Genomic DNA, 21,219 nt, shown 5'->3' on the forward strand with positions numbered 1-21,219 from the left:
GCAGTTGACGGGGTGCGGGCGGCTTGCGACAGGCCGCCGCGAACCGGACCGGCGGGGTGCGGGTGGCGGGCCTAACGCTGCTGCATCCGCTCGCGCTGGTCCTTGATCGCGACCAGCAGGGCCAGCACGACGACGCAGGCGATGAGGCCGAACCCAACGACCATCGCCACCGCCCAGGAGGTCGCCGCCAGCGTGGCGAAGACCGCGGCGGTGATCAGCGCGATGCCGACCGCCGTGCCGATCCGCTGGCCGGTCTGCATGATCGCCCCCGAACTGCCCGCGTAGTCGAGCGGCACCTCGGCCAGCGTCAAAGTCTGGTTCGGACTGATCACCGTGCCCTGCGCGACCCCGACCAGCGCAAGCGGCGCCATCAGCCACCAGATGCTGACATGCCCCGTCTCGAACAGGATCACGACGCCGATGCTGAGCGTCAGGCCGAGAAGCGCGATCAGCAGCCCGCCGATGACCAGCTTGCGGCCCAGGCGCCCGACCCGGTCGCCGGCCCAGTGCGCGGCATAGGCCGAGAGCAGCGCGGCGGGGATGCCGAAGGCCGCGGATTGCAGCGCCGTCTTGCCGTCGCCCTCCTGCACGTAGAGCGCGACCAGCACCCAGACGCTCGTCACGCCCATGAAGTAGAGCGCCATGATGGTGATGCCGTTGGTATAGCTGCGGGTCGAGAAGATGTTGAGATCGACCATCGGCGTGAGACCGAGGCGGACATAGCGGCGCTCCCACTGGACCCAGAGCCAGACGAGCGCGAGACCGGCGGGCAGGAGCAGCCAGACCGCCGCGCCGCCGCCGCTCTCGACGAAGGGAAAGAGGATCGCGAGCACCGCCAGCCCCAGGAGCAGTGATCCCACCGGATCGAGCGACCGCAGCCCGCTGCCCGTGCGCGGCAGGCGCAGGATGAGCGGGCGCGGGAACCACATCAGCCCCAGCACGATCGCGAGCATGCCGATGGGCACGTTGACGAGAAAGGTGAGCCGCCAGCCGAGATCGACGCCGCCGAACTCGATCAGCAGGCCGCCCAGCACCGGGCCGATGGCGACCGAGAAGCCCACCGTGGTGCCGAAATAGCCGAAGGCCTTGCCGCGCGCGTCACCCCGGAAATAGTGCTGGATCATCCCGAGCCCCTGCGGGTTGAGCAGGCCCGAGCCGACGCCTTGCACGAACCGCGCCGCGTTGAGCGAATGGGCGTCGGGGGCCAGCCCCGCCGCGACCGATGACAGCGTGAAGATCGCCACCCCGATCAGGAACAGCCCGCCGCGTCCCATGATGTCGCCCGCGCGCCCGGCGGCGACGAGGACCACGCCGAAGGTCAGCGCGTAGCCCGAGAGAACCCATTGCAGGTCGGATTCCGTCGCGCCGAGGCCCACCCGGATCGAGGGCAGGGCCACGTTCACGATGCTGACGCTGACCAGCGTCATGAAGATCGTGACCAGAAGGACGAAAAGGATGCGCCACCTTATGGGGTCCGCGTCGGCGGGAGCGGCGATCTGCGATCCGGCGACGCTCGTGGTTTCGGTGGATGATGGCTTCATGGTCACGGTCATCCCCTGAACGGCAGGCGGGTGCAAGCCGGGTCGGCGCGGCCCCTCATTCATCGGCACCGCATTGGACCGGACGCAAGCCGGGAAGACAAGAGCGCAGGACCTCCCGCGACCTCGGGGGGGGCGGGAGCCTGGGGGTGGAGAGAGGGATGGGCCCCCCGCCGGCGCGAATTTGCGGGGCCGGCGGGGGCGTCGCGGTCTCAGAACCGGAAGATCGCGGCGAGACCCGTGTCCGAGGGCATCCGCTCGGGCGGGACGACGACCACGTCGCCGCCCGCTTTCAGCGTATGCTCGCCCAGGTCGTCGAAGAGATCGTCGACGCCGGGATCCTCGAGGCGGGCATAGGTGATGCTGCCGGTGTCGGGATCGAGATGCCCGGGCACCACGCGATCGGCATCTATGAGCAGGGTGGCGATGCGGCCCGCCGCGGCGGCCTTGCCGATCTCGGTCAGGTCCGCGCTGCCGCGGCCGTCGGCACGGGCGTTGCCGAACTGCTCGCTCAGCCGTTCCAGCCGCTCGAGATACTCGGGAAGCACGATCTCCCATGCGCGCGCGCAAAGCTCCTCGGTCGAGACCGAGGCGGGATCCACGTTGATCGCCTTGTCCATCAGGAAGGGGTTGTCGCTCACCTCCCGGAACATGTGGTGATGCTCGGGCAGGGCAGCCAGCAGAAGCGGAAGCCCGGAGGGGCGGGAATAGGTTTTCAGAACCTCGTCCGACACGGAGCGGAAGAATTGCCTGGTGTCGTTATCCCTCGACGCCTGCCGGACGTTCATCCCGTGGCGGGTCGTCCGGCCCGGTCCGGCCGGGCCATGGGCGCGTTTCGTGCGCTCGGGCTCTCCCTCCCGCGTGCCGACCAGGGCCTCGTTGGTGCCCGGAAACCCGTCGCCGAAGGGCACCGGGTCGAGGGCGTAGCGGTTGCCCTCGAAAAGGCTCGCCTCGTGGCGGTTCAGGCCAAGCACGTGATAGCGGTCCGCCGATTGCAGGATCCGCATGAGCGGCTTGGTGTGGAAACTGTCGGCGACGATCGCCTTCTCGGTCACGGCGCGCTGAAGGTCGTAGACGCGGAACAGGTCGGGCGTGGCAAAGACCGCGATCCCGTCGAGCGTGTGGTTCCAGAACTGGTCATCCTCGGCCAGCTCTCGCAAGGGGCGCAGGATCGCCTCGGTTTCGCGGTCGGCATGTTGCCGCGCGAGCGATGCCTCCACCTCCCTGAGCAGACCGCCGAAGCGGATCGGATCCTGCTTGCGGTCGGGGAAGGTGCGGTGGGTCGGCTGGTAGATCGAGATGCAGGGGCCTTCATGTTCGGCCAGCAGCACCGGTTCGTAATCGCGTTCGAGTTCGTTCATGTCGTGTCTCCAATCCAGGGTGGGGCGGGATCAGTCCGCGGGCGCCTTCACCAGGATCTTGACCTGCGATTTCTCCTTCGAGAGCGCGTCGAAGCCCTTCTCCACGATGTCGTCGATCTCGATCCGCCTGGTGACGAGGTTCTCGGCCTGGAAATAGCCGCGCGTCATCAGCTCCATCACCGCCGGATAGACGTTGCGGTAGCCGATGGTGCCCTTGATATCCCGCTCGCTCAGCACGACGGTGTTGGGCTGAAACGACGCCTCGCTTTCCCAGATCGACACGACGAGGGCCTGGCCTTCGTGGCGGGTGCAGTCGATCGTCTGCGCGAGGACCTGCGGCACGCCCGTCACCTCGAAGGCGACGTGAACGCCGCTGCCCGTGGCCTTGCGGATCTCGGCCACCACGTCGGTCTCGGTCGGGTCCATCGCGCGGGTGGCACCCAGTTCCATCGCCTTGGCGCGGCGTTCCTCGGACGGCTCGACCACGTAGACCTCGGCGGCCCCGGCCGCGCGCAGCGCCTCGACCACCAGCAGGCCGATGGGGCCGGCGCCAAAGACCGCCGCCGTGTCGCCCGCCTTGATCTTGCTCACCCGTACCGCATGCAGCGCCACGGCGGCGGGTTCGACCAGCGCGCCTTGCTCCATCGACAGGTCGTCGGGCATCTTGTGGGCCATGCGCGCAGGCACCACGGAATAGGCGGCAAAGCCGGCCGCGCCGCCGGACAGGCCGACGAAGCCGAGATCCTTGCAGAGGTTGTAGAGGCCTTCGCGGCAGGCGTCGCATTTGCCGCAATTATAGATCGGCTCGATGGCGACGCGGTCGCCGACGGCGATATCCTCGACGCCTTCGCCCAGCTCCACCACCTCGCCGCAATATTCGTGGCCCATGGTGATCGGGGCCTTGTCATGGCTGAGCGGATGTTTCTCGTCCACGGGGATGAAGATCGGACCGGCCAGGTATTCGTGCAGGTCGCTGCCGCAGATGCCGGTCCAGGCGACCTTGACCTTGACCTCTCCGGCGGAGACCTGCGGTTCATCGATGTTCTCGACGCGAATGTCCTTGGGCCCGTGCCAGCGTGCAGCTTTCATCGGAAATCTCCTTTTCGATCCGGGTTGAGTCGGCTTCGACCGCGAGGGTTTCACGGGCCATCCGACCTTGTTCACCTCCCGGGATACCGGATGATTCCCGTCGGGCATTGATCTGCGGCAATGCCGCGCGGATCATGGCCGGGATTTCCCGGCAAACCGCGCTATCTGCCGGTGAGCTGCGCGGCGCGATAGACGCGAAACGCGAGGGCGAGGGCCGCGCACATCAGCGCCGGCGCCAGAAGCGCCCCGAACCCGAAGAGACCGAAGAGCCAGGCCCCCGCCGCCCCTCCGGCCACGAAGCCGCCGATGATCAGCAGGAAGAGGATCGCCTTGCGCTTTCCGAAGGTCTCGCCCCGCAGGAAAGAGCCCACCATGATCCCGAGATCGGTGAATATCCCCGTCAGGTGCGTGGTGCGGACGACCGCGCCGCTATAGGTCGTGGCAAGCGCGTTCTGAACTCCGCAGGCCATGGCGGCCGCGAGATGTCCGAAGGGCGATCCCGCCGACAGGAGCCCGTAGGCGACAAGGATGAGCAGCGCCTCGACCATGAGCGCGGTGTCGTAGCGCCGGTCTAGCCGCAACGCGGTATCGCGCACCACGAGGCCGGATATGACCGAGCCGAGGAAGAAGGCGCAGAGGAGTGCGGCCAGCAACCCTGCGTCGGTCATGGCGCCCTCGAAGATCGCGACGCCGAAAAGGCTCGTCGTGCCCGAGACATGCGACAAGGCCACGTGGTCGAGGCCCAGAAGCCCCACGGAGTTCACGAACCCCGCGATCGCCGCCAGCAGGAACGCGCCGTATTCGATCCAGTTGGGAAGCTTGGTGATCACGTCAACGCCTCTTCCATCGCGCCGGGGGCCTCGACCCGTTTTCACCACTATCCGGCACGGGATGCCAGAAGTCATCCGCGCCGAGCGGCTTTCCCGTGGGGATCTCCGCCCGTTCCAACGCGAAAGGCCACCGGCAGTGCCGGTGGCCTTGAATTGGGAGAGCAGGGGCTAGATCAGGCGATCCCGGCGTTCCGTTCCTGCTCGCTCAGTTCTGCGAAGAGGTCTTCACGCTCCTGCTTGCTCAGCTCGGCGAAGAGGTCTTCGCGCTCCTGCTTGCTCAGCTCGGCGAACAGGTCTTCGCGTTCCTGCTCGCTCAGTTCTGCGAAGAGGTCTTCACGCTCCTGCTCGCTCAGTTCTGCGAAGAGGCCTTCGCGCTCCTGGTCGCTCAGCTCGGCAAAGAGGCCTTCGCGCTCCTGCTCGCTCAGTTCTGCGAAGAGGTCTTCGCGCTCCTGGTCGCTCAGTTCGACGAGCTGGACCGGCTGGGAGAAACCGATGAGCGAGTTGGTAAGCTCGTGGCCCGCCGGCCCGCGTTTCTCGATGTCGATGGAGGCAAGGGCCGGAGTCGTGGTTGCCGCGATGATTGCGATGATTGATGCGATACGCATGGTGTTGCTCCTTTCTGGTCTCCGCGAAAGGGGGAGACTGTGATTTCGTTTCGATCCGGGGCGCCATCGGCCCCGTCGACCTGCCCAAGAGTTAGGGTTTGTATTCGGTCTGCGAAATGGACATTGTATGGAATGACTATCGCCGAAATGTTCGCAATCGGATGCCATGGACGTTCTCGATCAACTCAGGGCCTTCGTCGCCACCGCCCAGACCGGCTCTTTCACGGCGGCGGCGGATCAATTGGGAATCTCGAATCGCCTGACATCGAAATACGTCGCCGAGCTCGAAGCGCGCCTGCGCGTGCGTCTGCTTCAGAGAACGACCCGCAAGGTCGGTCTGACCCCGGCGGGCGAGGACCTTTTCGCGCGGGCCCCTGCGCTGCTGGATGAGTTCGACGACCTGCTGACCGATGCGACCAAGGGCGAATGCGGGCTGACCGGGACGATCCGCATCGCGGCACCCGTGATCTTCGGAGAGACCTACGTGATCGGCATGATCGGCCGCTTTGCCCAAGCCAACCCGAAGCTGGCCTTCGATCTTCGGCTGAGCGACAAGTTCGTCGATCTTGCCAGCGACGGGATCGACCTGGCGTTCCGGCTGGGTCACTCCGACACGCTGACGGTCAAGAGCCGCAAGCTCGGCTCATTCCGCAGCGCGGTCGTCGCGAGCCCGGACTATCTTGAACGCCACGGCACCCCGGAATACCACGAGGATCTGTCGCGCCATACCTGCATCGTCGATACGAACCGGAAATCGCCCCGGAAATGGAGCTTCGTTTGCGACGGGGCCGAGGTGATCGCGGATGTCCAGGGGCGGTTTCACGTCAATTCGGCGCGGGCCGCGGTGCAATTGGCGGCCGAGGGCATGGGAATCGCCTACGTGCCGCGCTTCGCGCTTGACGGGCATCCCGGGGCCGCGCGCCTCGTGCATCTTCTGAAGGGTTACGATTGCGATGGCGGACCGATCAACGTGGTCTATCTCGAAGGGCGGACCCTGCCGAGGAAGGTGCGCGCGCTCATAGATTTCGCAGCCGAGGATATTCGGGATGCCGATCGCCTCTGAGCATGATCCGCCCGGTGCGGTGAGACGCGCGGCATTCGGCTCGTTACATTATCAACCTTATGGAATTAGTGTGCTGATCGGGTGGCATATTATCAATCAACGCGGGTTAACCGATATTCCTCTCGACGGAACATGGATCGGCGCGGCGAGCGAAGTTGTGCTTGTGCCGCTGGACGGAAGGCCGACCGGTCTTACGTCGAGGGGCATTGCAGACCGTGACCGAGATTGACCGAGAATGAGATGATAGGGAGAGAGCGATTTCATGATACGGATCCTTGGAATATCGGGAAGCCTGCGCCGGGCGTCCTTCAACACCGCCCTGCTGCGCACGGCGGTGGACCTGATGCCCGAAGGCAGCACGCTGACGGAGGGCAGCATCGCCGGTATCCCGCTTTATGATGCGGACGAGGAAGAGGCGAGCGGCGTCCCGCCCGCCGTCGAGACGCTGAAGGAGCAGATCGCCGGGGCGGATGGGCTGCTGCTCTTTACCCCGGAATACAACAACTCGCTTCCCGGCGTGTTCAAGAACGCCATCGACTGGACGACCCGCCCGGCGGGCGACATCGCCCGCGTCTATGGCGGCAAGCCGGTGGCGGTGCTCGGCGCCTCCCCCGGCGGGTTCGGCACGATCCTCGCGCAGGACGCATGGCTGGGCGTGTTGCGCACGCTGGGCACGCGCCCGTGGTTCGAGGGGCGGCTCATGGTCTCCCGCGCGGGGGGCGTGTTTGACGATACGGGCCGCATGACCGACGACGCGATGCGCGGGCGGCTCGCGGATTTTCTTGCCGGGTTCGCCGGGTTCGCGGCATCGCATCGCCGCTGACGGCCCGCCGCGCCCGGAACCCGACTGTCACTCACCGGATCCTCTCATGGACCCGGATCACGGAACACCGGAAGGAGATACCTCGATGCCGACACTCTACACGATGCCCGGAACATGCTCGCTTTCGCCGAACATCGCGATTGCCTGGCTCGACGCTCCTGTCGAGGTGCATGCGATGGCCTATGGCGATCACAAGAAGGACGACTACCTGTCGATCAACCCCAAGGGCAAGGTGCCCGCGGTGAAGTTCGAGGACGGCGACGTGCTGACCGAGGCGTCGGCGATCCTCGCCTGGCTGGGCGCGACCCACGGCAAGGCAGGCTATGGGCGCGACACGGAACTGGGCCGGAAAGAGGCCGAGGCGTTGTCCTACATGACCTCGGAAGTCCACGCCGATTACGGCGGGCATTTCGGCCCGCAGAACTTCGCCGAGACAGATGCCGGCATCGAGGAGGTCAAGCGCAAGACCTATGAGAAGCTCGGCCGCCATTACAAGCGCATGGACGGCATCCTGAGCGAGAATGGCGGCGAGTGGTATCTCGGGAAACGCAGCTTTGCCGACACGTTCCTCTATGTGCTGACGCGCTGGGTCGATCAGACACCGCTCGATTACGACGACTATCCGGCGCTGAAACGGCACATGGCGCGGATGGAGGCCGACAAGGGCGTGCAGACGGCCCTCGAGCGCCAGAACATGAAGCCGATCGGATGAGCCGCACGGGTCAAGACGCGCCGTGGCCCGAGCTTGGGTATACGGATTGGGCCGAGACCTGCGCCGCGCTGCACCTCTGGGTGCAGATCCTGGGCAAGTATCGCCTCGCGCATACGCCCTGGGTCAGCCATTCGTGGCACGCGACGCTCTACGTGACGCCACGCGGGCTCACCACCGGACCGGTGCACGAGGCGGGCGGCTGCGTGACGCTGACGCTCGATCTCGTCGATCACCGGCTGGTGGCCGAGGCGGATGGCGGCGCGCGCGACGGCTTCGCGCTGGGGCCGATGAGCGCGGCGGAGTTCCACGACCGCACCCGCGCCGCCGTCGAAGCGGTGGGCGGCACGTTCGACATCCATGGCGCCCCGAACGAGTTGCCCGATCCGGTGCCCTTCGCCGAGGATACCGACCGGCGGCCCTATGATTCCGACGCGGTGGCGCGCTTTCACGGCGCGCTGTTGCGCATCGTGCCGGTGTTCGAGCGCTTCCGCACCGGCTTCATCGGCAAGGTGTCGCCCGTGCATCTTTTCTGGGGCTCGTTCGATCTGGCCGTCACGCGGTTTTCCGGGCGGCTTGCCCCGCTGCACCCGGCGGGCATCCCGAACCTGCCCGACGACGTGGCGCAGGAGGCGTATAGCCACGAGGTGTCCTCGGCCGGGTTCTGGCCCGGTGGCGGCGGGGTGGAGGAGCCGATGTTCTATGCCTACGCCTACCCGACGCCCGAGGGTTTCGCCAACCAGCCGACGGAACCGGCGGCGGCCCGGTTCGATGGGACGCTGGGCGAATTCCTCCTGCCCTATGCCGCGGTGCGGGACAGCGATGATCCGGGCGCGACGCTCATGTCGTTCCTCCAGCCTCCAGACCACCTATGCCGCCGCGGCCAATACCGGAAGCTGGGACCGCGCCGCGCTCGAATGCGAGATCGGGGAGCCGCGCGTGCCGCGACCCGTTCATCCCCACCTCATGCCAGACCATCAAGGAGACCCGAAATGAGCTACTCCCCATGCCCCGATCCCGTGCTCGGTGACGCGGATACCGTCAACGCCATCGAAACCCTGATCGTGCCGCGCGCCGTCGACCTGGGCGAGATGGAGGTGCGCCGCGCGCTGCCCTCGACCAAGCGGCAGATGGTCGGGCCGTTCATCTTCTTCGACCAGATGGGCTCGGCGGAGTTCCTGACCGACCAGGGCATCGACGTGCGCCCGCAACCGCATATCAACCTCGCCACGCTGACCTACCTTTTCGAGGGCGAGATCCTGCACCGCGATTCGCTGGGAACCGAGCAGACCATCCGCCCCGGCGCGGTGAACTGGATGAAGGCGGGTGAGGGGATCGTGCATTCCGAGCGCACTTCCGAGGAGAAGCGCCAGAACGGCCAGCGGCTCTTCGGCCTGCAAACCTGGATGGCGCTGCCCGAGGCGGACGAGGAATCGGCGCCCGATTTCATCCATTACGGATCGGACGACCTGCCGGTGCCGGACAGCGACGGGATCAAGGCGCGGATCATCGCGGGGCAGGCTTTCGGCAAGACATCCGGTCTCAAAACGGCATCCGAGACCCTCTATGCCGATATCGAGCTTGCGGCGGGCCGCAGCGTGCCCATCGACGCCGCCTACGAGGAACGCGCGCTCTACACGATCTCGGGCGAGATCGAGATCGCGGGCGACCGGTTCGAGCCTGCCCAGCTTCTCGTGCTGCGCCCCGGTGACGCGATCACGGTCAAGGCGGCTTCTTCCGCGCGCTTCATGCTGTTCGGCGGCGCGCCGATGGGCGGGCCGCGCTATATCTGGTGGAATTTCGTCTCGTCCCGCCCCGAACGCATCGAGGCCGCGAAGCAGGAATGGGCGCGTGGCCGGTTCGACACCGTGCCGGGCGACGAGGAGGATTTCATCCCGCTGCCCGAGGATATCGGCAAGCCGCGCCGCGCCGTCGGTGGGGTGCACTACCCCTGAGCCCCCGCGAAAGGACAAGGCCATGACCCAGGCGATCCCCGGCCTGCATCACGTCACCGCGATTTCCGGCCCGCCGCAGGCGAATGTCGATTTCTACATCGGCACGCTCCTGCAACGGCTGGTCAAGAAGACGGTGAATTTCGACGCGCCGGACACCTACCATCTCTACTACGGCAACGCGCGGGCCGAACCCGGCAGCATCCTGACCTTCTTTCCCTTCGTGGATGCCGGTCCCGGCCGCGCCGGGCCGGGGATGGCGAGCGCCGTGGCCTACGCGGTGCCAATGGGCGGGCTCGATGCGTGGATGATGGCGCTGGCCGAGGCGGCGGTCGATTTCGACGGCCCGGCCGAACGGTTCGGCGAGCGGATGATCGCGCTCAGCGATCCCGACGGGCTGCGGGTCGAACTGATCGAGACGGACCGCGCGGGCGGCGGCGGTGCGGAGACGCCCGTGGATGACGGTTTCCACTCGGTCACCCTCTGGCTCGAGAACCCGGACCCCACGGCGCGGCTGCTGACCGACGTGTTCGGCTATGCCAGCGCGGACGAGGCGGCACGCCCCGGCGAAAACCGCTTTCGTTTCGTGGCGCAGGGCGAGGGGCGTGGATCGGTCGTCGACCTGATCACCTGCGACGCGCCCTCCATCGGGCGGCAGGGGGCGGGCTCGATCCACCACGTCGCGTTCCGCGCCGAGACGGACGAGGTGCAGATGCGCTGGCAGGAGATGCTGCGCGACCGGAGCTTCGACGTGACGCCGCAGATCGACCGGCAGTATTTCAACGCGATCTACTTTCGCGAACCGGGCGGCGTGCTGTTCGAGATCGCGACCGATCCGCCGGGCTTTGCCACGGACGAGCCGATGGATGCGCTGGGAGAGGAGTTGAAGCTGCCCGCGCAGCACGCGCATCTGCGCGACCAGATCGACCGTGTTCTCCCGCCGATCACCCTTCCGAAAGGGGGCCGGCAATGACCCGCGATCCACATGCCGGGGGCCGCGTCCTCTCGGCCGGCGCGCCGCTGGCGCGGGCGCGGCTGGTGATGATCATGCTGCACGGGCGCGGCGGCGCCCCCGAGGACATGGAGGGGCTGGCCGGGTATCTCGGCCTGCCGGATATCGCCATCCGCGCGCCCGAGGCCGCGGGAAATTCATGGTGGCCCGACAGCTTCCTCGCCCCGCTTGCCGCCAACGAGCCGGGGCTCGGCTCGGCGCTGGGCGTGGTCGGGCGTCTTTCGGACGAGCTGCGGCGGGAGGGGTTCGGCCCCGACCGGACGGTGATCCTCGGGTTCAGCCAGGGCGCCTGCCTCGCGCTCGAACATGCGGCGCGGGCGGGCACGCCCTTCGCCTGCGTGGCGGGGCTCTCGGGCGGGCTGGTCGGGACGGGCGAGGCCGGCGGCCCGCCGCAGGCGGCGCTTTACGGCCATGCCGAGAAGGCCTTCGCCTACGAGGGCCGTCTCGACGGGACGCCCGTCCTGCTGAGCTGCCACGAACGCGATCCGCATATCCCGCTCGCGCGCGTCAGGACCACGGAGGCGGTGTTCCGCGACCTCGGCGCGGCGGTCACGACCCGCATCCATCCCGGCGCGGGGCACGGAATCCTCGAGGATGACATCAGCGCGTTGCGCGCCGTCCTCAACACCGCCGGATAAGGTGCCGCGCTCAGCGCTCGGACGAGAAATGCGTCTTGAGATAGGTGAGGATCAATTCCTTGGTCTCCTCGTCGGGCTCCACCATGCCCTGGTCCTCGATCATCCAAGTCCACAGGTAGTCCCAGCGCTCATCGCTCAGGCGTTGCTGCCGGATGATCGCGGTCGAGTGGCAGGCGACGCATTGGTAATACGTCTCCTCCGCGCCCGGCCCCGCGGGCAGGTTCCCCAGCTCGGGATCGGGCTCCGCCTCGGGCGTCTCGGGCTCCGGCGTCGCCCCGGCCGCGGGGGCCAGCGGATTCGCGGCCGGTCGCATCGGATCGTAGGCGTCCTGCGCGTGCCCGGCAGTCGCGATCAGGAGGGCCGTCGCACAGAGCGTGGCGCGCAGGACTGTCGGCGTCTTCTTCATGTCGGCATCCTTGGTCGGGGAGGCGGAACCGGGCAGGGCGCCCGGCTCCGGGGTCGGTCTCAGGTGGCGATCAGCGCGATGCGATGCTGCATGTTGTTGCCGTATCCGCGCGGGTTCCAGCCCGGCACCACCGGCGGCTGCGAGACGCCGTTCATGTCGGTCGCCCGTGCCCACACCTCGTAATAGCCCGCCTCGGGCAGGGTCACGTCGGCGCGGAAGCGCTGCCATGCGAACTTGTTCTTCGGCGCGTCGAGCTCGGCCTCGATCCAGGTCTGGCCGAAGTCGATGGAGACGTCGACCGCCGCGACATCGCCATTGCCGGACCACGCATGGCCGCGCACCTCGGTCGCCTGCTCGGCCGGCGTCTCGGTGCCGGTGCGCGGGAAGGTGATGAGCGATTTGACCGGCATCTCGGTCATGATGACCATGTCCTCCTCGGGCACCTCGGTGCCGGGAGCCACGGGATAGGCGGGCAGGCGGTAGGAATAGCCGGTCATCTTGGCGCCGTCATGCACCTGGTCGCGGATCCAGATCCGGGTCAGGAACTTCTGCGAGGCCGAGCCGGGATAGCCCGGATTGATCACGCGCAGCGGGAAGCCGTGGACCGCCGGGATCGGCTCGCCGTTCATCTCCCAGGCGATGATGCCGCCCTCGGCCAGCGCCTTCTCGATCGGCACCCCGCGCGAGATCGCGTCCTTGTCGGGATCGTAGGACAGGTGCGGGTCGTTGCTGTAATGGGCGGTGTAGACGGCGGTGTCCTTGATCCCCGCCGCGTTCAGAACATCGGCCAGCCGCACACCCGTCCAGTCCGCGCAACCCACAGCGCCGGTGGTCCACTGGTTGCCCGACGCGCCGGGCACGAAAAAGGCCCGCCCGTTGCCGCCGCATTCGATGACCAGCCGCTTGGTCACGACTTCGAACTGTTCCTTGAGGTCGTCGATCGTCAGCTCCAGCGGCGTCTCGACCTCGCCGTCGATGGTCAGGGTCCATCCCTCGGCATCCATCTCGAGCGCCGTGTCGGGGACGTGGCCGTTGTTGCGGATGAAGAAATGCTCGTAGGGTGTCACCTCGTCATCGAGGAGATGCGCGGGCGTTTCGGCATTGAGCGGCTTGTCGTTCATCAGGATCAGGCCTTCCTTGCCTGCCATGATGTCCTCTTCGCTCATGCCCTGGGCCAGGGCCATCAGGTTGTCCTCGAAGGGGATGTTCATGCCGACATAGGCGCCCAGCGCCGTCAGCCCCGTGGTTTTCATGAAGGTCCGGCGGGCGGGTTCGTCCGCGGTCTCCTGTTCGGTCACGATGTCGTGTGATTTCCGGTCGGTCATGGCATGAACTCCTTACGCTACGTCAATAAGCCTAGCGGAAGTCGGTGCCTTTGCAAGTTTATCTGGCGACAGGCGGGCGGGGGGGAGGTGCCGGGCCTTTGATCTACGGGCGGTTTTCGGCCGCTTCGCCCGCGTCCGGGTCGCCCGGTGGCTCTGGTTCCGTGCGCGGATCGAGCGCCATCGCCACGGAGGTGGTATCGGGAAGCGGCACGAATTTCTCGCGTTCCTCCTCGGGGAGTTGCGGCACCGAGCGGACGCTGAAGAGCATGAATACCGCGTATGCGATCGCGATCACCGATTCGAACACGAAGAAGGACGCGACCAGCGCCGAAATTCTGGGTCATGGCGTCGATCCCGGTGCGTCTCGTCCGGCGGCAGGCCGGGCTGTCGCCCCCGCGTATAGCCGGAAACGGGACGGTCGGTAACACCATCATGCGAAAAGCCCCGGCGTGTGCCGGGGCCTCGTGTCGGTCGAAGGGGCGCCGCGAACGCGGTCAGGTGGCCAGCGCGCGCAGCATCCAGGCGGCCTTCTCGTGGAAGTCGGCGCGCGTGGTGGCGAGGTCCGCCGTCACCGGATCGTCCGCCGCTTCGGCCGTTCCGACAAGCGCGCGCATCCGCGCGGCGAGCCGGTCGTGATCGTCGCGCAGGTCGGCGATCATCTCCTTCGCCGGCAGGTTTGCGTCCGCGTCACGCCCATCGGCGCCGGCGGCGAGGTTCGCGGGGGCGATCATCGCCACCTTGCCCAGCGCGCGGATGCGCTCGGCCAGAACGTCCGCGGCCGTGAACATGTCCCGGTAATGCTCTTCGGTGAGGTCATGCACCGACACGAAAAGCGGGCCGGTCACGTTCCAGTGGTAGATGTGCGACTTCAGCACGAGACGGTACGTATCCGCCAGAACCTCGGTCAGCGCATCCGTCACCGACGCGACGTTCGAGATGCTTGCGGTGGGTTTCGTGTCCTGTTTCGTGGTCATGTCGGCCTCCTGTCATGAGCGTTCGGGATGGGGTGCGGAAGAGCGGTCGCGTTTATTGCAGGACGTGCTGCGGGCGACGGTCGCGCCGCGCGGACGAGGCGAGCGGGCGCAATCCCAGGTCGCGGTCGCTCATGCCACGCGCGACATGGGGGATCTCGCCGCGGTGAATGCCGATATCCCGCAACTGGGCATCGCTCAGGGCGCTGAGTTCGGAGATCGTCGCGTTGCGTTTCCATTGCCGGACGACCGGACGGACCAGCCGGTTCAGGATGTTGCGCGGCTTGCTGCGCTTGCTGTCCTGCGCTTCTTCCCAGAGCATTTCGCGAGTGATGTAGATGGACATGGTATCCTCCAATTCAGAGACTGATATTGCCGAGATGACGGTGGCCGAATTGCGGATGCGCGACGACGTGATCCGTCGGCCGCGCCTGGGCGCCATCATCTTGTTCATGTGATCGAAGAGAGATCAGGAACCCCCGAGGCGTGGACAGGTCTTGGCCCGCCCGCCCGGGGTTACCGGCGGTTCAGTAGCTTTCCCGCGTTAAGCAGGAACCTCTTATGGAAGCTGAACATCGTCATGACCTTGAGATGGCCATTCGCCCCCGCCCTTTCAAGCCGGCCGTGCCGAACGGGCCGCACCTGTGCCCCTTATGCAACCATTCTGCGCGCCGCGCGCCGCGTGCCGCCGATCGACCACGGCACCGAGAGAGCCGTGGTTCGTCTTTCCCAGGGCGGATTTTCTGGTATCTCGAAAACATGGACATCGTTCTGATCACCACCGTCATCGCGTCGCTCTTCCTGCTCATCGGCGCGGCCGAGCCGCTGGCGAGCTACCTGCGGCTGCCCTACGCGGTGATCATCGCCTGTCTCGGGATCCTGATCGGGGTGGCGGCGAGCTTCTTTCTCTATACCGACCTGACCGACGCGCTGAACCCGGTGGCCGAGGCGATCCTCGCCCTGCCGATCCGGTCCAACGTGTTCCTTTACGTGTTCCTGCCCACGCTGGTGTTCCAGGTGACGCTCGGTCTCAACCTGCGCCGGATGGCCGATGACTGGGTGCCGATCCTCGTGCTCGCCGTGGTGGCGGTCTTCGTGGCGACATTCGTGGTCGGCTATTCGCTGGCGCTGGTCAGCACGCTCACCCTGTCGGCGGCATTGCTGGTGGGCGCGATCGTCTCGACCACGGACCCCTCGGCGGTGGTCAGCATCTTCCGCTCGATCTCGGCGCCGCGGCGGCTGGCGCGGATCATCGAGGGCGAAAGCCTGCTCAACGACGCGGCGGCGATCGCCCTGGCGGCGCTGTTCCTCGAATATGTCAGGGCGGGCGCGCCCGACCCCTCGGTCGGGGATGCGCTGGCGCGGTTTCCCGTGCTGCTGGTGGGCGGGGTCATCACCGGCTGGATCGCCGCGCGTATCGCGATCTGGATCATGTCGCTTTTCGCGCGCTACGAACTGGCCGTCATCTCGGTGTCCATCGCGCTGCCCTACCTTGCCTATATCGTGGCCGAGCAAAGCGTCGGCGCCTCCGGCGTGATCGCCGTGGTGATCGCGGCGATGACGCTGCAACTGACGGGTCCCCGGCGCCTGCCGCCGCCCACGTGGACCAACCTGCGCGAGGTCTGGGACCTGCTGGCGCATTGGGCGGGGGCGCTCATCTTCATCCTCGCGGCCCTGCTGGTCCCGCGCATGCTGCAAAGCGTGCAGTTGCGCGACCTCGGCCTCATCCTCGTGGTGGTGATCGCGGCCATCGCGGCGCGGGCGCTCATCCTCTACCTCCTTCTGCCGCTGCTGACCCGCCTGCGCCTCTCGCCGGTGGTCGAGCGGCCCTACCGCGTGGCGATCCTCTGGGGCGGGCTGCGCGGGGCCGTCACCCTGTCGCTGGCGCTGGCCGTCACCGAAAGCGCGCTGGTTCCCGTCGAGATCAAGCGGCAGGTCGCGATCCTCGCCACGGGCTTCACGCTCTTCACGCTCTTGGTGCAGGGGACGACGCTGCGCTGGGTGATCGGGTGGCTCGGTCTCGACAAGCTCTCGCCGCTCGACAACGCGCTCTACAACCAGGTGATCGCGGTCGCGCTTCAGACCGTGCGGGCGGACCTCGCCCGCGCGACCGAGAGCTACGACCTGACGAAGGAGACGATCAGGTCCGAGGCCAAGCGCTTCGGCGAGCGGCTGGACGCGGTGGTCAAGACGGCCGACGACGCGACCGACATCCCCGACCGGGACCGCATCACGCTGGGCCTCATTGCGCTGGCCAGTGCCGAGCGGGACGTGATCGTCGACCGGTTCCGCGACAGGACGATCTCGTCCGCGCTCTCCGAGCGGCTTCTCTCGGATGCCGACGCGCTGATCGAGGCATCGCGCTTCAACGGGCGCAACGGCTACAATGCCGCCGCGCGGCGCAGCCTCGGTTTCGGTCGCTGGTTGCGGCTTGCCGTGTTCCTGCACAACCGGCTTCGCTTCTCGAAACCGCTGGCCCACATCACGGCGACGCGGTTCGGCCTGCTGCTGTCGCAACGCCTGATCCTGCGTGATCTGCACGGGTTCATCGACGGCCGCATCCGGCGCATCCACGGTCGGCGGGTGGCGGAACTTCTGCACGCGATGCTCGACCGCAGGATCGAGATGGTCGAGCAGGCGCTCGAGGGGCTGCGCCTGCAATTCCCCGGCTACGCCGAGGAGATGGAACGCCGCATCATCCGGCGCACCGCGCTCCGGCTCGAGGAACGCGAATACGACACGCTGCTCGAGGACGGGCTGATCGGCGAGGAGGTGCACAGCGCGCTGACGCTCGATATCGGCGCCCGCCGCGACCGCGCCGAGGCCGCGCCGTTGCTCGACCTCGCGCTCCAGAAGATCGAGCTGGTCCGACAGTTCCCGCTTTTCTCGGAGCTGGACGAGCCGGTCCTCGCCCGCCTGTCACGCGCGCTCAAGACGCGCTACGTGAACGTGGGCGAGACCATCCTGCGCCGCGAGACCCCGGCGCGGCGAGTCTATTTCGTGGCTTCCGGCGCGGTGGAGCTGAAGGCGGCGAACCAGACGTGGCGCCTGGGCCGGGGCGAGATGTTCGGGCAGATGGGCCTGCTCATGCGCCGGCCGCAGCGCGTCGAGGTGACGGCCATCGCCCCCACGACCCTGCTGGTGCTCGACGAGGACCGCTTCCTGCGGCTCTTCAAGCGGAGCAAGGTCCTTCAGGCCGCGGTGCTGGAAAGCGCCCGGAAGCGCGGCATTCCCGCCGAGCAATTCTCGCTCAAGGTCGCGACCGCGTCCGAGCGCCCCGCGGCCGCGCAGGACGCCGACGCGGCGTCATGATCGCGGCGGCTCGTCCTGCAGCGTCGCCAGGGCCTTCTTGATCTGCCGGAGACGCTCCGTGCGATCCTCGCCCACCATGCCCTCCTCGGTGGCGCGCATGTAGTCCTTCTTGTCGTCCCGCCAGTCTTCCAGCATCCTGATCTTCTCGTCGCGGCTCAGACTGTCGTCGCGCAGAAGCTCCTCCGGAGTTTCATATTTACCGAAATACGCCAAGGCAGACCTCCAACTGATGATGCGACAAGGTTACGCGCGCAGTGATCGCCTTGGCAACCGGTCCGGCGAGGGATGGTTCCGTCGCCGCTCAAGCCCCGAGGCGGAACCCGCTCAGCGCCTCGACCGCCGCGTCGATCGGGTAGTGGTGGTTGCCCACGAACAGCCCGCGATCCTGTATGACGTCCGCGTTCGTCAGCGCGCCGCCGGAACTGTGCGAGAAATACTTCACGACCGGGTTCTTGGTAAAGTTCCCGGCGACGATCGGCCGGCATTCGAAACCCAGTTCCTCGAGGGCGCGGATGACCTCCCTGCGGCCCTGGGTCACGTGGTCGTGCAGCACCAGCGAGAAGCCGAACCAGCTGCTTTCGCCGATCTCCTCCTGGATGGCGAAGACGGGATGGTTCCGCATCGCCTCCTGGAAGAGCCGCGCGTTGCGCCGGCGGCCCTCGATCAGGCCGGGAAGTTTCGCAAGCTGCGCCTGGCCCAGCGCGCCCGACATCTCGAGCGGCCGCAGGTTGTAGCCGGGCAGCACGAAATTGAAGCTTTCCTCGAACGGGTCGTCCGACTTGACCCCCGTCACGTGATTCTCCTTCGGCAGGTTCCGGGTCCAGCCATGTGCGCGGATCGACAGCAGGACGTGGTAGAGCTCCTCGTCGTCGGTCACGACAAGGCCGCCCTCCATCGTCGAGATATGGTGCGAGAAGAAGCTCGAATAGGTGCCCATGACACCGAAAGTGCCCGCCTGCCGGCCCTCGAACGTGGCGCCCATGGATTCGCAGTTGTCCTCGATCACCACCAGGTCGCGCGCCTGCGCCAGGTCCATGATGCGCGCGAAGTCGTTGGGGTTGCCCAAAAGGTTCACCACCATGATTGCGCGGGTTCGGGACGTCACCGCGCGCTCGAGCGCGTCGAGATCGTAGTTGAGCGTGTGCCGGTCGATATCGACGAAGCGCAGGTGGAGCCCGTATTGATGAAGCGGGTAGTAGGTGGTCGACCACGACACCGCCGGCACGAGGATTTCATCCCCCGGTTCGAGGCGGAGCGCATCGTTGCGGGTGTAGCGCAGCGCCGCCGTCATGGCGAGGTTCGCCGACGAGCCGGAATTGACCATCACGGCAAAGCGGCTGCCGGTCCACGCGGCGAACTGCCGCTCGAAGGTCGCGACCTCCTCGCCCATCGAATAGCGGTCCGACGCGATCACGCGATGCAGCGCGGCGATTTCGGCTTCGTCCCACGATGACGTGGCCAGGGGAAATTTGTAGCTCACCTTGCGACCTCGCTCAGATAATGCTCATAGGTTCGTTCCAGGCCCTCGGTGAGGGGCACCGACGCGGTCCAGCCCCAATCCGCCGCCTTCCGCGAACTGCAAAGCTTCCGCTTCATCCCGACGGGCCGGTCGAGATCGTGCCGGAAGGTGCCGCTCCAGCCGACCACCTGCGCGCCGATCTCGTAATACTCGTTGATGCTGTAGTCCCGGCCCAGCCCGACATTCATCACGTCCGGCACGCGGCTCATGTCGCCCGCCGCGCGCCACACCGCATCCGCCAGGTCGCCCACATACATGAACTCGCGCCGCGCCGTGCCGTCGCCCCAGATCTCCACGATGTCCGCGCCGGTCGTTTTCGCCCGGTGCAGCTTGTGCAGGATCGCGGGGATGAGATGCGAGGCGGCCGGGTCGAACGTGTCGTGGGGCCCGTAGAGGTTGCACGGGATCAGGGTCTTGTAGCGGACATCCGCATCCTCGCGCGAGATATAGTCGCAAAGCCGCTGCGCCACGATCTTGGCCAGCGCGTAGCCCTCGTTGGTGGGCTCGAGCGGCGCGCTCAGGATCTGGTCCTCGGTCAGCGGGTTCACCCCGTCGCGGGGATACATGCAGGTCGATCCGAGGTTGATGAGGCTCGTCACACCGCTTTCCCAGGCGCCGAGGATGACGTTCTGACCGATGGTCAGGTTGTCGGTGAGGAAGCGCACCGGCGCCGCGATATTCGCCTGGATGCCGCCCACCCGGCCCGCCGCGTGGATCACGAGTTCGGGGCGCGCCTCGTCCAGGTATCGCGTCACCGCCGCCCGGTCGGCGAGGTCGAGCTCCTCGCGCGGGGGCGCCAGAACCTCGTGCGCCGCGGCCTCGGGATGCCGCCGGAGATTGCGGCCCACCATCCCGGCGCCGCCCGTGATCAGGACACGCATCGCTCAGTTGTCCAGCGATACCGGCAGTTCGATGCCGTGCTCGCGCAGAAGCGCGTGCCGCCGTGCGTTCTTGAGGTCCGAGGCGACCATCTCGCGGCACATCTCCTGCGCGGTGATCTGCGGCACCCAGCCCAGTTTCTCGCGCGCCTTGGTCGGATCGCCCAGCAGCGTGTCCACCTCGGTCGGGCGGAAATAGCGCGGGTCGATGCGCACGATCACCTGGCCGGGCTCGACGGCGGTGGCCACGTCGCCCTCGACGGCCTCCACGATGCCCTTCGTCTCGACGCCCTCGCCCTCGAAGCGAAGCGTGATGCCAAGCTCGGTGGCGGCCCACTGGATGAACTCGCGCACGGAATACTGCTTGCCGGTCGCGATGACGTAATCCTCGGGCGTGTCCTGTTGCAGCATCATCCACTGCATCCGCACGTAATCCTTGGCGTGTCCCCAATCGCGCAGCGCGTCGATATTGCCCATGAAGAGACAATCCTCGAGACCGAGCGCGATATTGGCGAGGCCGCGCGTGATCTTGCGCGTGACGAAGGTCTCGCCGCGGCGCGGGCTCTCGTGGTTGAAGAGGATGCCGTTGCAGGCGAAGATGTCATAGGCCTCGCGGTAGTTGACGCAGGCCCAGAACGCGTAGAGCTTGGCCACGGCATAGGGCGACCGCGGGTAGAACGGGGTCGTTTCCGTCTGCGGCGTCTCCTGCACCTTGCCGTAAAGCTCGGATGTGGACGCCTGGTAGAAGCGGGTCTTGTCCGAGAGCCCGGTCAGGCGGATCGCCTCGAGAAGCCGCAGTGCGCCCAGCGCGTCGATATCCGCGGTGTATTCCGGCGCCTCGAAGGAAACGGCCACGTGGCTCTGCGCCGCGAGGTTGTAGATTTCGTCGGGCTGGATCTCGGCCACGATGCGGATGAGGTTGGTGGCGTCCGACAGGTCCCCGTAGTGGAGATGCAGGCGCACATCCTCCTCGTGCGGATCCTGGAAGATGTGGTCTATCCGCTGCGTGTTGAACGAGGACGCCCTGCGCTTGAGCCCGTGAACCTCGTACCCCTTCTCGAGCAGGAGCTCCGCGAGGTATGATCCGTCCTGGCCGGTCGTGCCGGTCATCAATGCGGTTTTCGTCACGACAAACTCCTTTTCGTGCGGCTTTCCCGGCGCGTCGCCCGTCACGGGGATCACTTACAC

21 protein-coding genes and 1 pseudogene are annotated in these 21,219 nt (G+C 66.9%); 8 read left to right on the plus strand and 14 right to left on the minus strand.

Features of this window, described 5'->3' with window-relative positions; genetic code table 11:
• Positions 1 to 71: 71 nt before the first annotated feature.
• From K1T73_RS01650 to K1T73_RS01670, 5 genes are all read right to left on the minus strand, one after another.
• Positions 72 to 1,541 (minus strand): MFS transporter, encoded by a 1,470-nt coding sequence (locus tag K1T73_RS01650; RefSeq protein ID WP_220602273.1) that lies wholly within the window; start codon positions 1,539 to 1,541, stop codon positions 72 to 74.
• A gap of 209 nt (positions 1,542 to 1,750) precedes the next feature.
• Entirely contained in the window at positions 1,751 to 2,899 is a 1,149-nt protein-coding gene (locus tag K1T73_RS01655; RefSeq protein ID WP_220602274.1) for a hypothetical protein, read from the minus strand.
• Between the two features lie 30 nt (positions 2,900 to 2,929).
• Positions 2,930 to 3,988 (minus strand): 2,3-butanediol dehydrogenase, encoded by a 1,059-nt coding sequence (locus tag K1T73_RS01660; RefSeq protein WP_220602275.1) that lies wholly within the window; start codon positions 3,986 to 3,988, stop codon positions 2,930 to 2,932.
• 161 nt (positions 3,989 to 4,149) lie between these two features.
• Positions 4,150 to 4,818: a YoaK family protein gene (locus K1T73_RS01665; protein WP_220602276.1), complete on the minus strand. Its 669-nt coding sequence runs from the start codon at positions 4,816 to 4,818 to the stop codon at positions 4,150 to 4,152.
• A gap of 173 nt (positions 4,819 to 4,991) precedes the next feature.
• The gene (locus K1T73_RS01670) at positions 4,992 to 5,423 is read right to left on the minus strand and encodes a magnesium transporter MgtE N-terminal domain-containing protein (RefSeq protein WP_220602277.1); all 432 of its coding nucleotides are present in this window, start codon (positions 5,421 to 5,423) and stop codon (positions 4,992 to 4,994) included.
• A 166-nt stretch (positions 5,424 to 5,589) separates the two neighbouring features.
• Between K1T73_RS01670 and K1T73_RS01675 the strand changes: the two genes are divergently transcribed.
• From K1T73_RS01675 to K1T73_RS01700, 7 genes and pseudogenes are all read left to right on the plus strand, one after another.
• Complete coding sequence (locus K1T73_RS01675; RefSeq protein WP_220602278.1) at positions 5,590 to 6,486, plus strand: LysR family transcriptional regulator; 897 nt, start codon at positions 5,590 to 5,592, stop codon at positions 6,484 to 6,486.
• A gap of 262 nt (positions 6,487 to 6,748) precedes the next feature.
• Entirely contained in the window at positions 6,749 to 7,309 is a 561-nt protein-coding gene (locus K1T73_RS01680) for an NADPH-dependent FMN reductase (RefSeq protein ID WP_220602279.1), read from the plus strand.
• 85 nt (positions 7,310 to 7,394) lie between these two features.
• Positions 7,395 to 8,021 (plus strand): glutathione S-transferase family protein, encoded by a 627-nt coding sequence (locus K1T73_RS01685; RefSeq protein WP_220602280.1) that lies wholly within the window; start codon positions 7,395 to 7,397, stop codon positions 8,019 to 8,021.
• Positions 8,018 to 8,863: pseudogene (locus K1T73_RS17790) on the plus strand (DUF5996 family protein); the annotation flags it as partial. The gene K1T73_RS01685 and the pseudogene K1T73_RS17790, both read left to right, overlap by 4 nt.
• A gap of 147 nt (positions 8,864 to 9,010) precedes the next feature.
• Positions 9,011 to 9,973: a pirin family protein gene (locus K1T73_RS17795; RefSeq protein ID WP_259400514.1), complete on the plus strand. Its 963-nt coding sequence runs from the start codon at positions 9,011 to 9,013 to the stop codon at positions 9,971 to 9,973.
• A gap of 22 nt (positions 9,974 to 9,995) precedes the next feature.
• Positions 9,996 to 10,943, plus strand: a complete 948-nt coding sequence (locus tag K1T73_RS01695) for a ring-cleaving dioxygenase (RefSeq protein ID WP_220602282.1) — start codon at positions 9,996 to 9,998, stop codon at positions 10,941 to 10,943.
• Entirely contained in the window at positions 10,940 to 11,620 is a 681-nt protein-coding gene (locus K1T73_RS01700) for an alpha/beta hydrolase (protein WP_220602283.1), read from the plus strand. The genes K1T73_RS01695 and K1T73_RS01700 overlap by 4 nt, the downstream gene beginning before the upstream one ends.
• A 10-nt stretch (positions 11,621 to 11,630) precedes the next feature.
• Here the strand turns inward: K1T73_RS01700 and K1T73_RS01705 are convergent, their stop codons facing one another.
• The 5 genes from K1T73_RS01705 to K1T73_RS01725 all read right to left on the minus strand — a co-directional run bounded on the left by K1T73_RS01705 (position 11,631) and on the right by K1T73_RS01725 (position 14,668).
• Positions 11,631 to 12,026 carry a cytochrome C-552 gene (locus K1T73_RS01705; protein ID WP_220602284.1) on the minus strand — a complete coding sequence of 132 codons (396 nt, stop codon included), beginning with the start codon at positions 12,024 to 12,026 and terminating at the stop codon, positions 11,631 to 11,633.
• A gap of 59 nt (positions 12,027 to 12,085) precedes the next feature.
• The gene (locus tag K1T73_RS01710; protein ID WP_220602285.1) at positions 12,086 to 13,351 is read right to left on the minus strand and encodes a sulfite oxidase; all 1,266 of its coding nucleotides are present in this window, start codon (positions 13,349 to 13,351) and stop codon (positions 12,086 to 12,088) included.
• A 103-nt stretch (positions 13,352 to 13,454) separates the two neighbouring features.
• A complete protein-coding gene (locus tag K1T73_RS01715) occupies positions 13,455 to 13,619 on the minus strand; it encodes a hypothetical protein (RefSeq protein ID WP_220602286.1) in 165 nt (54 codons plus the stop codon).
• A gap of 226 nt (positions 13,620 to 13,845) precedes the next feature.
• Positions 13,846 to 14,325, minus strand: a complete 480-nt coding sequence (locus K1T73_RS01720) for a Dps family protein (RefSeq protein ID WP_220602287.1) — start codon at positions 14,323 to 14,325, stop codon at positions 13,846 to 13,848.
• A gap of 52 nt (positions 14,326 to 14,377) precedes the next feature.
• Positions 14,378 to 14,668: a DUF1127 domain-containing protein gene (locus tag K1T73_RS01725; RefSeq protein WP_220602288.1), complete on the minus strand. Its 291-nt coding sequence runs from the start codon at positions 14,666 to 14,668 to the stop codon at positions 14,378 to 14,380.
• 413 nt (positions 14,669 to 15,081) lie between these two features.
• Here K1T73_RS01725 and K1T73_RS01730 point away from each other — a divergent pair, with 413 nt between their 5' ends.
• Positions 15,082 to 17,634 carry a cation:proton antiporter gene (locus tag K1T73_RS01730; protein ID WP_220602289.1) on the plus strand — a complete coding sequence of 851 codons (2,553 nt, stop codon included), beginning with the start codon at positions 15,082 to 15,084 and terminating at the stop codon, positions 17,632 to 17,634.
• On the opposite strand, the gene K1T73_RS01735 is transcribed toward K1T73_RS01730, so the two are convergent.
• The 4 genes from K1T73_RS01735 to gmd all read right to left on the minus strand — a co-directional run bounded on the left by K1T73_RS01735 (position 17,629) and on the right by gmd (position 21,159).
• Positions 17,629 to 17,847, minus strand: a complete 219-nt coding sequence (locus tag K1T73_RS01735; RefSeq protein ID WP_220602290.1) for a hypothetical protein — start codon at positions 17,845 to 17,847, stop codon at positions 17,629 to 17,631. The two genes, K1T73_RS01730 and K1T73_RS01735, sit on opposite strands and share 6 nt — an antisense overlap.
• An 88-nt stretch (positions 17,848 to 17,935) precedes the next feature.
• On the minus strand, positions 17,936 to 19,114 hold the full coding sequence (locus tag K1T73_RS01740; protein ID WP_220602291.1) for a DegT/DnrJ/EryC1/StrS aminotransferase family protein: 1,179 nt from the start codon (positions 19,112 to 19,114) through the stop codon (positions 17,936 to 17,938).
• Positions 19,111 to 20,034, minus strand: coding sequence for a GDP-L-fucose synthase (locus K1T73_RS01745; protein WP_220602292.1), 924 nt, complete (start codon positions 20,032 to 20,034; stop codon positions 19,111 to 19,113). Before K1T73_RS01745 ends, K1T73_RS01740 begins: the two co-directional genes overlap by 4 nt.
• A 3-nt stretch (positions 20,035 to 20,037) precedes the next feature.
• On the minus strand, positions 20,038 to 21,159 hold the full coding sequence (gene gmd / locus K1T73_RS01750; protein ID WP_259400409.1) for a GDP-mannose 4,6-dehydratase: 1,122 nt from the start codon (positions 21,157 to 21,159) through the stop codon (positions 20,038 to 20,040).
• Between the last annotated feature and the right edge of the window lie 60 nt (positions 21,160 to 21,219).

It is taken from the genome of Roseovarius sp. SCSIO 43702 (assembly GCF_019599045.1).
Lineage (GTDB): Bacteria > Pseudomonadota > Alphaproteobacteria > Rhodobacterales > Rhodobacteraceae > Roseovarius.

Bases quoted from the DNA above. Each gene is read 5' to 3' on its own strand.
- K1T73_RS01730 (WP_220602289.1), top strand. From the start codon at position 15,082: ATGGACATCGTTCTGATCACCACCGTCATCGCGTCGCTCTTCCTGCTC.
- K1T73_RS01700 (WP_220602283.1), top strand. From the start codon at position 10,940: ATGACCCGCGATCCACATGCCGGGGGCCGCGTCCTCTCGGCCGGCGCG.
- K1T73_RS01655 (WP_220602274.1), bottom strand. From the start codon at position 2,899: ATGAACGAACTCGAACGCGATTACGAACCGGTGCTGCTGGCCGAACAT.
- K1T73_RS01710 (WP_220602285.1), bottom strand. From the start codon at position 13,351: ATGACCGACCGGAAATCACACGACATCGTGACCGAACAGGAGACCGCG.
- K1T73_RS17795 (WP_259400514.1), top strand. From the start codon at position 9,011: ATGAGCTACTCCCCATGCCCCGATCCCGTGCTCGGTGACGCGGATACC.
- K1T73_RS01720 (WP_220602287.1), bottom strand. From the start codon at position 14,325: ATGACCACGAAACAGGACACGAAACCCACCGCAAGCATCTCGAACGTC.
- K1T73_RS01745 (WP_220602292.1), bottom strand. From the start codon at position 20,034: ATGCGTGTCCTGATCACGGGCGGCGCCGGGATGGTGGGCCGCAATCTC.
- K1T73_RS01675 (WP_220602278.1), top strand. From the start codon at position 5,590: ATGGACGTTCTCGATCAACTCAGGGCCTTCGTCGCCACCGCCCAGACC.
- K1T73_RS01670 (WP_220602277.1), bottom strand. From the start codon at position 5,423: ATGCGTATCGCATCAATCATCGCAATCATCGCGGCAACCACGACTCCG.
- K1T73_RS01660 (WP_220602275.1), bottom strand. From the start codon at position 3,988: ATGAAAGCTGCACGCTGGCACGGGCCCAAGGACATTCGCGTCGAGAAC.
- K1T73_RS01680 (WP_220602279.1), top strand. From the start codon at position 6,749: ATGATACGGATCCTTGGAATATCGGGAAGCCTGCGCCGGGCGTCCTTC.
- K1T73_RS01695 (WP_220602282.1), top strand. From the start codon at position 9,996: ATGACCCAGGCGATCCCCGGCCTGCATCACGTCACCGCGATTTCCGGC.
- K1T73_RS01705 (WP_220602284.1), bottom strand. From the start codon at position 12,026: ATGAAGAAGACGCCGACAGTCCTGCGCGCCACGCTCTGTGCGACGGCC.
- K1T73_RS01685 (WP_220602280.1), top strand. From the start codon at position 7,395: ATGCCGACACTCTACACGATGCCCGGAACATGCTCGCTTTCGCCGAAC.
- K1T73_RS01715 (WP_220602286.1), bottom strand. From the start codon at position 13,619: ATGCTCTTCAGCGTCCGCTCGGTGCCGCAACTCCCCGAGGAGGAACGC.
- K1T73_RS01650 (WP_220602273.1), bottom strand. From the start codon at position 1,541: ATGAAGCCATCATCCACCGAAACCACGAGCGTCGCCGGATCGCAGATC.
- K1T73_RS01725 (WP_220602288.1), bottom strand. From the start codon at position 14,668: ATGTCCATCTACATCACTCGCGAAATGCTCTGGGAAGAAGCGCAGGAC.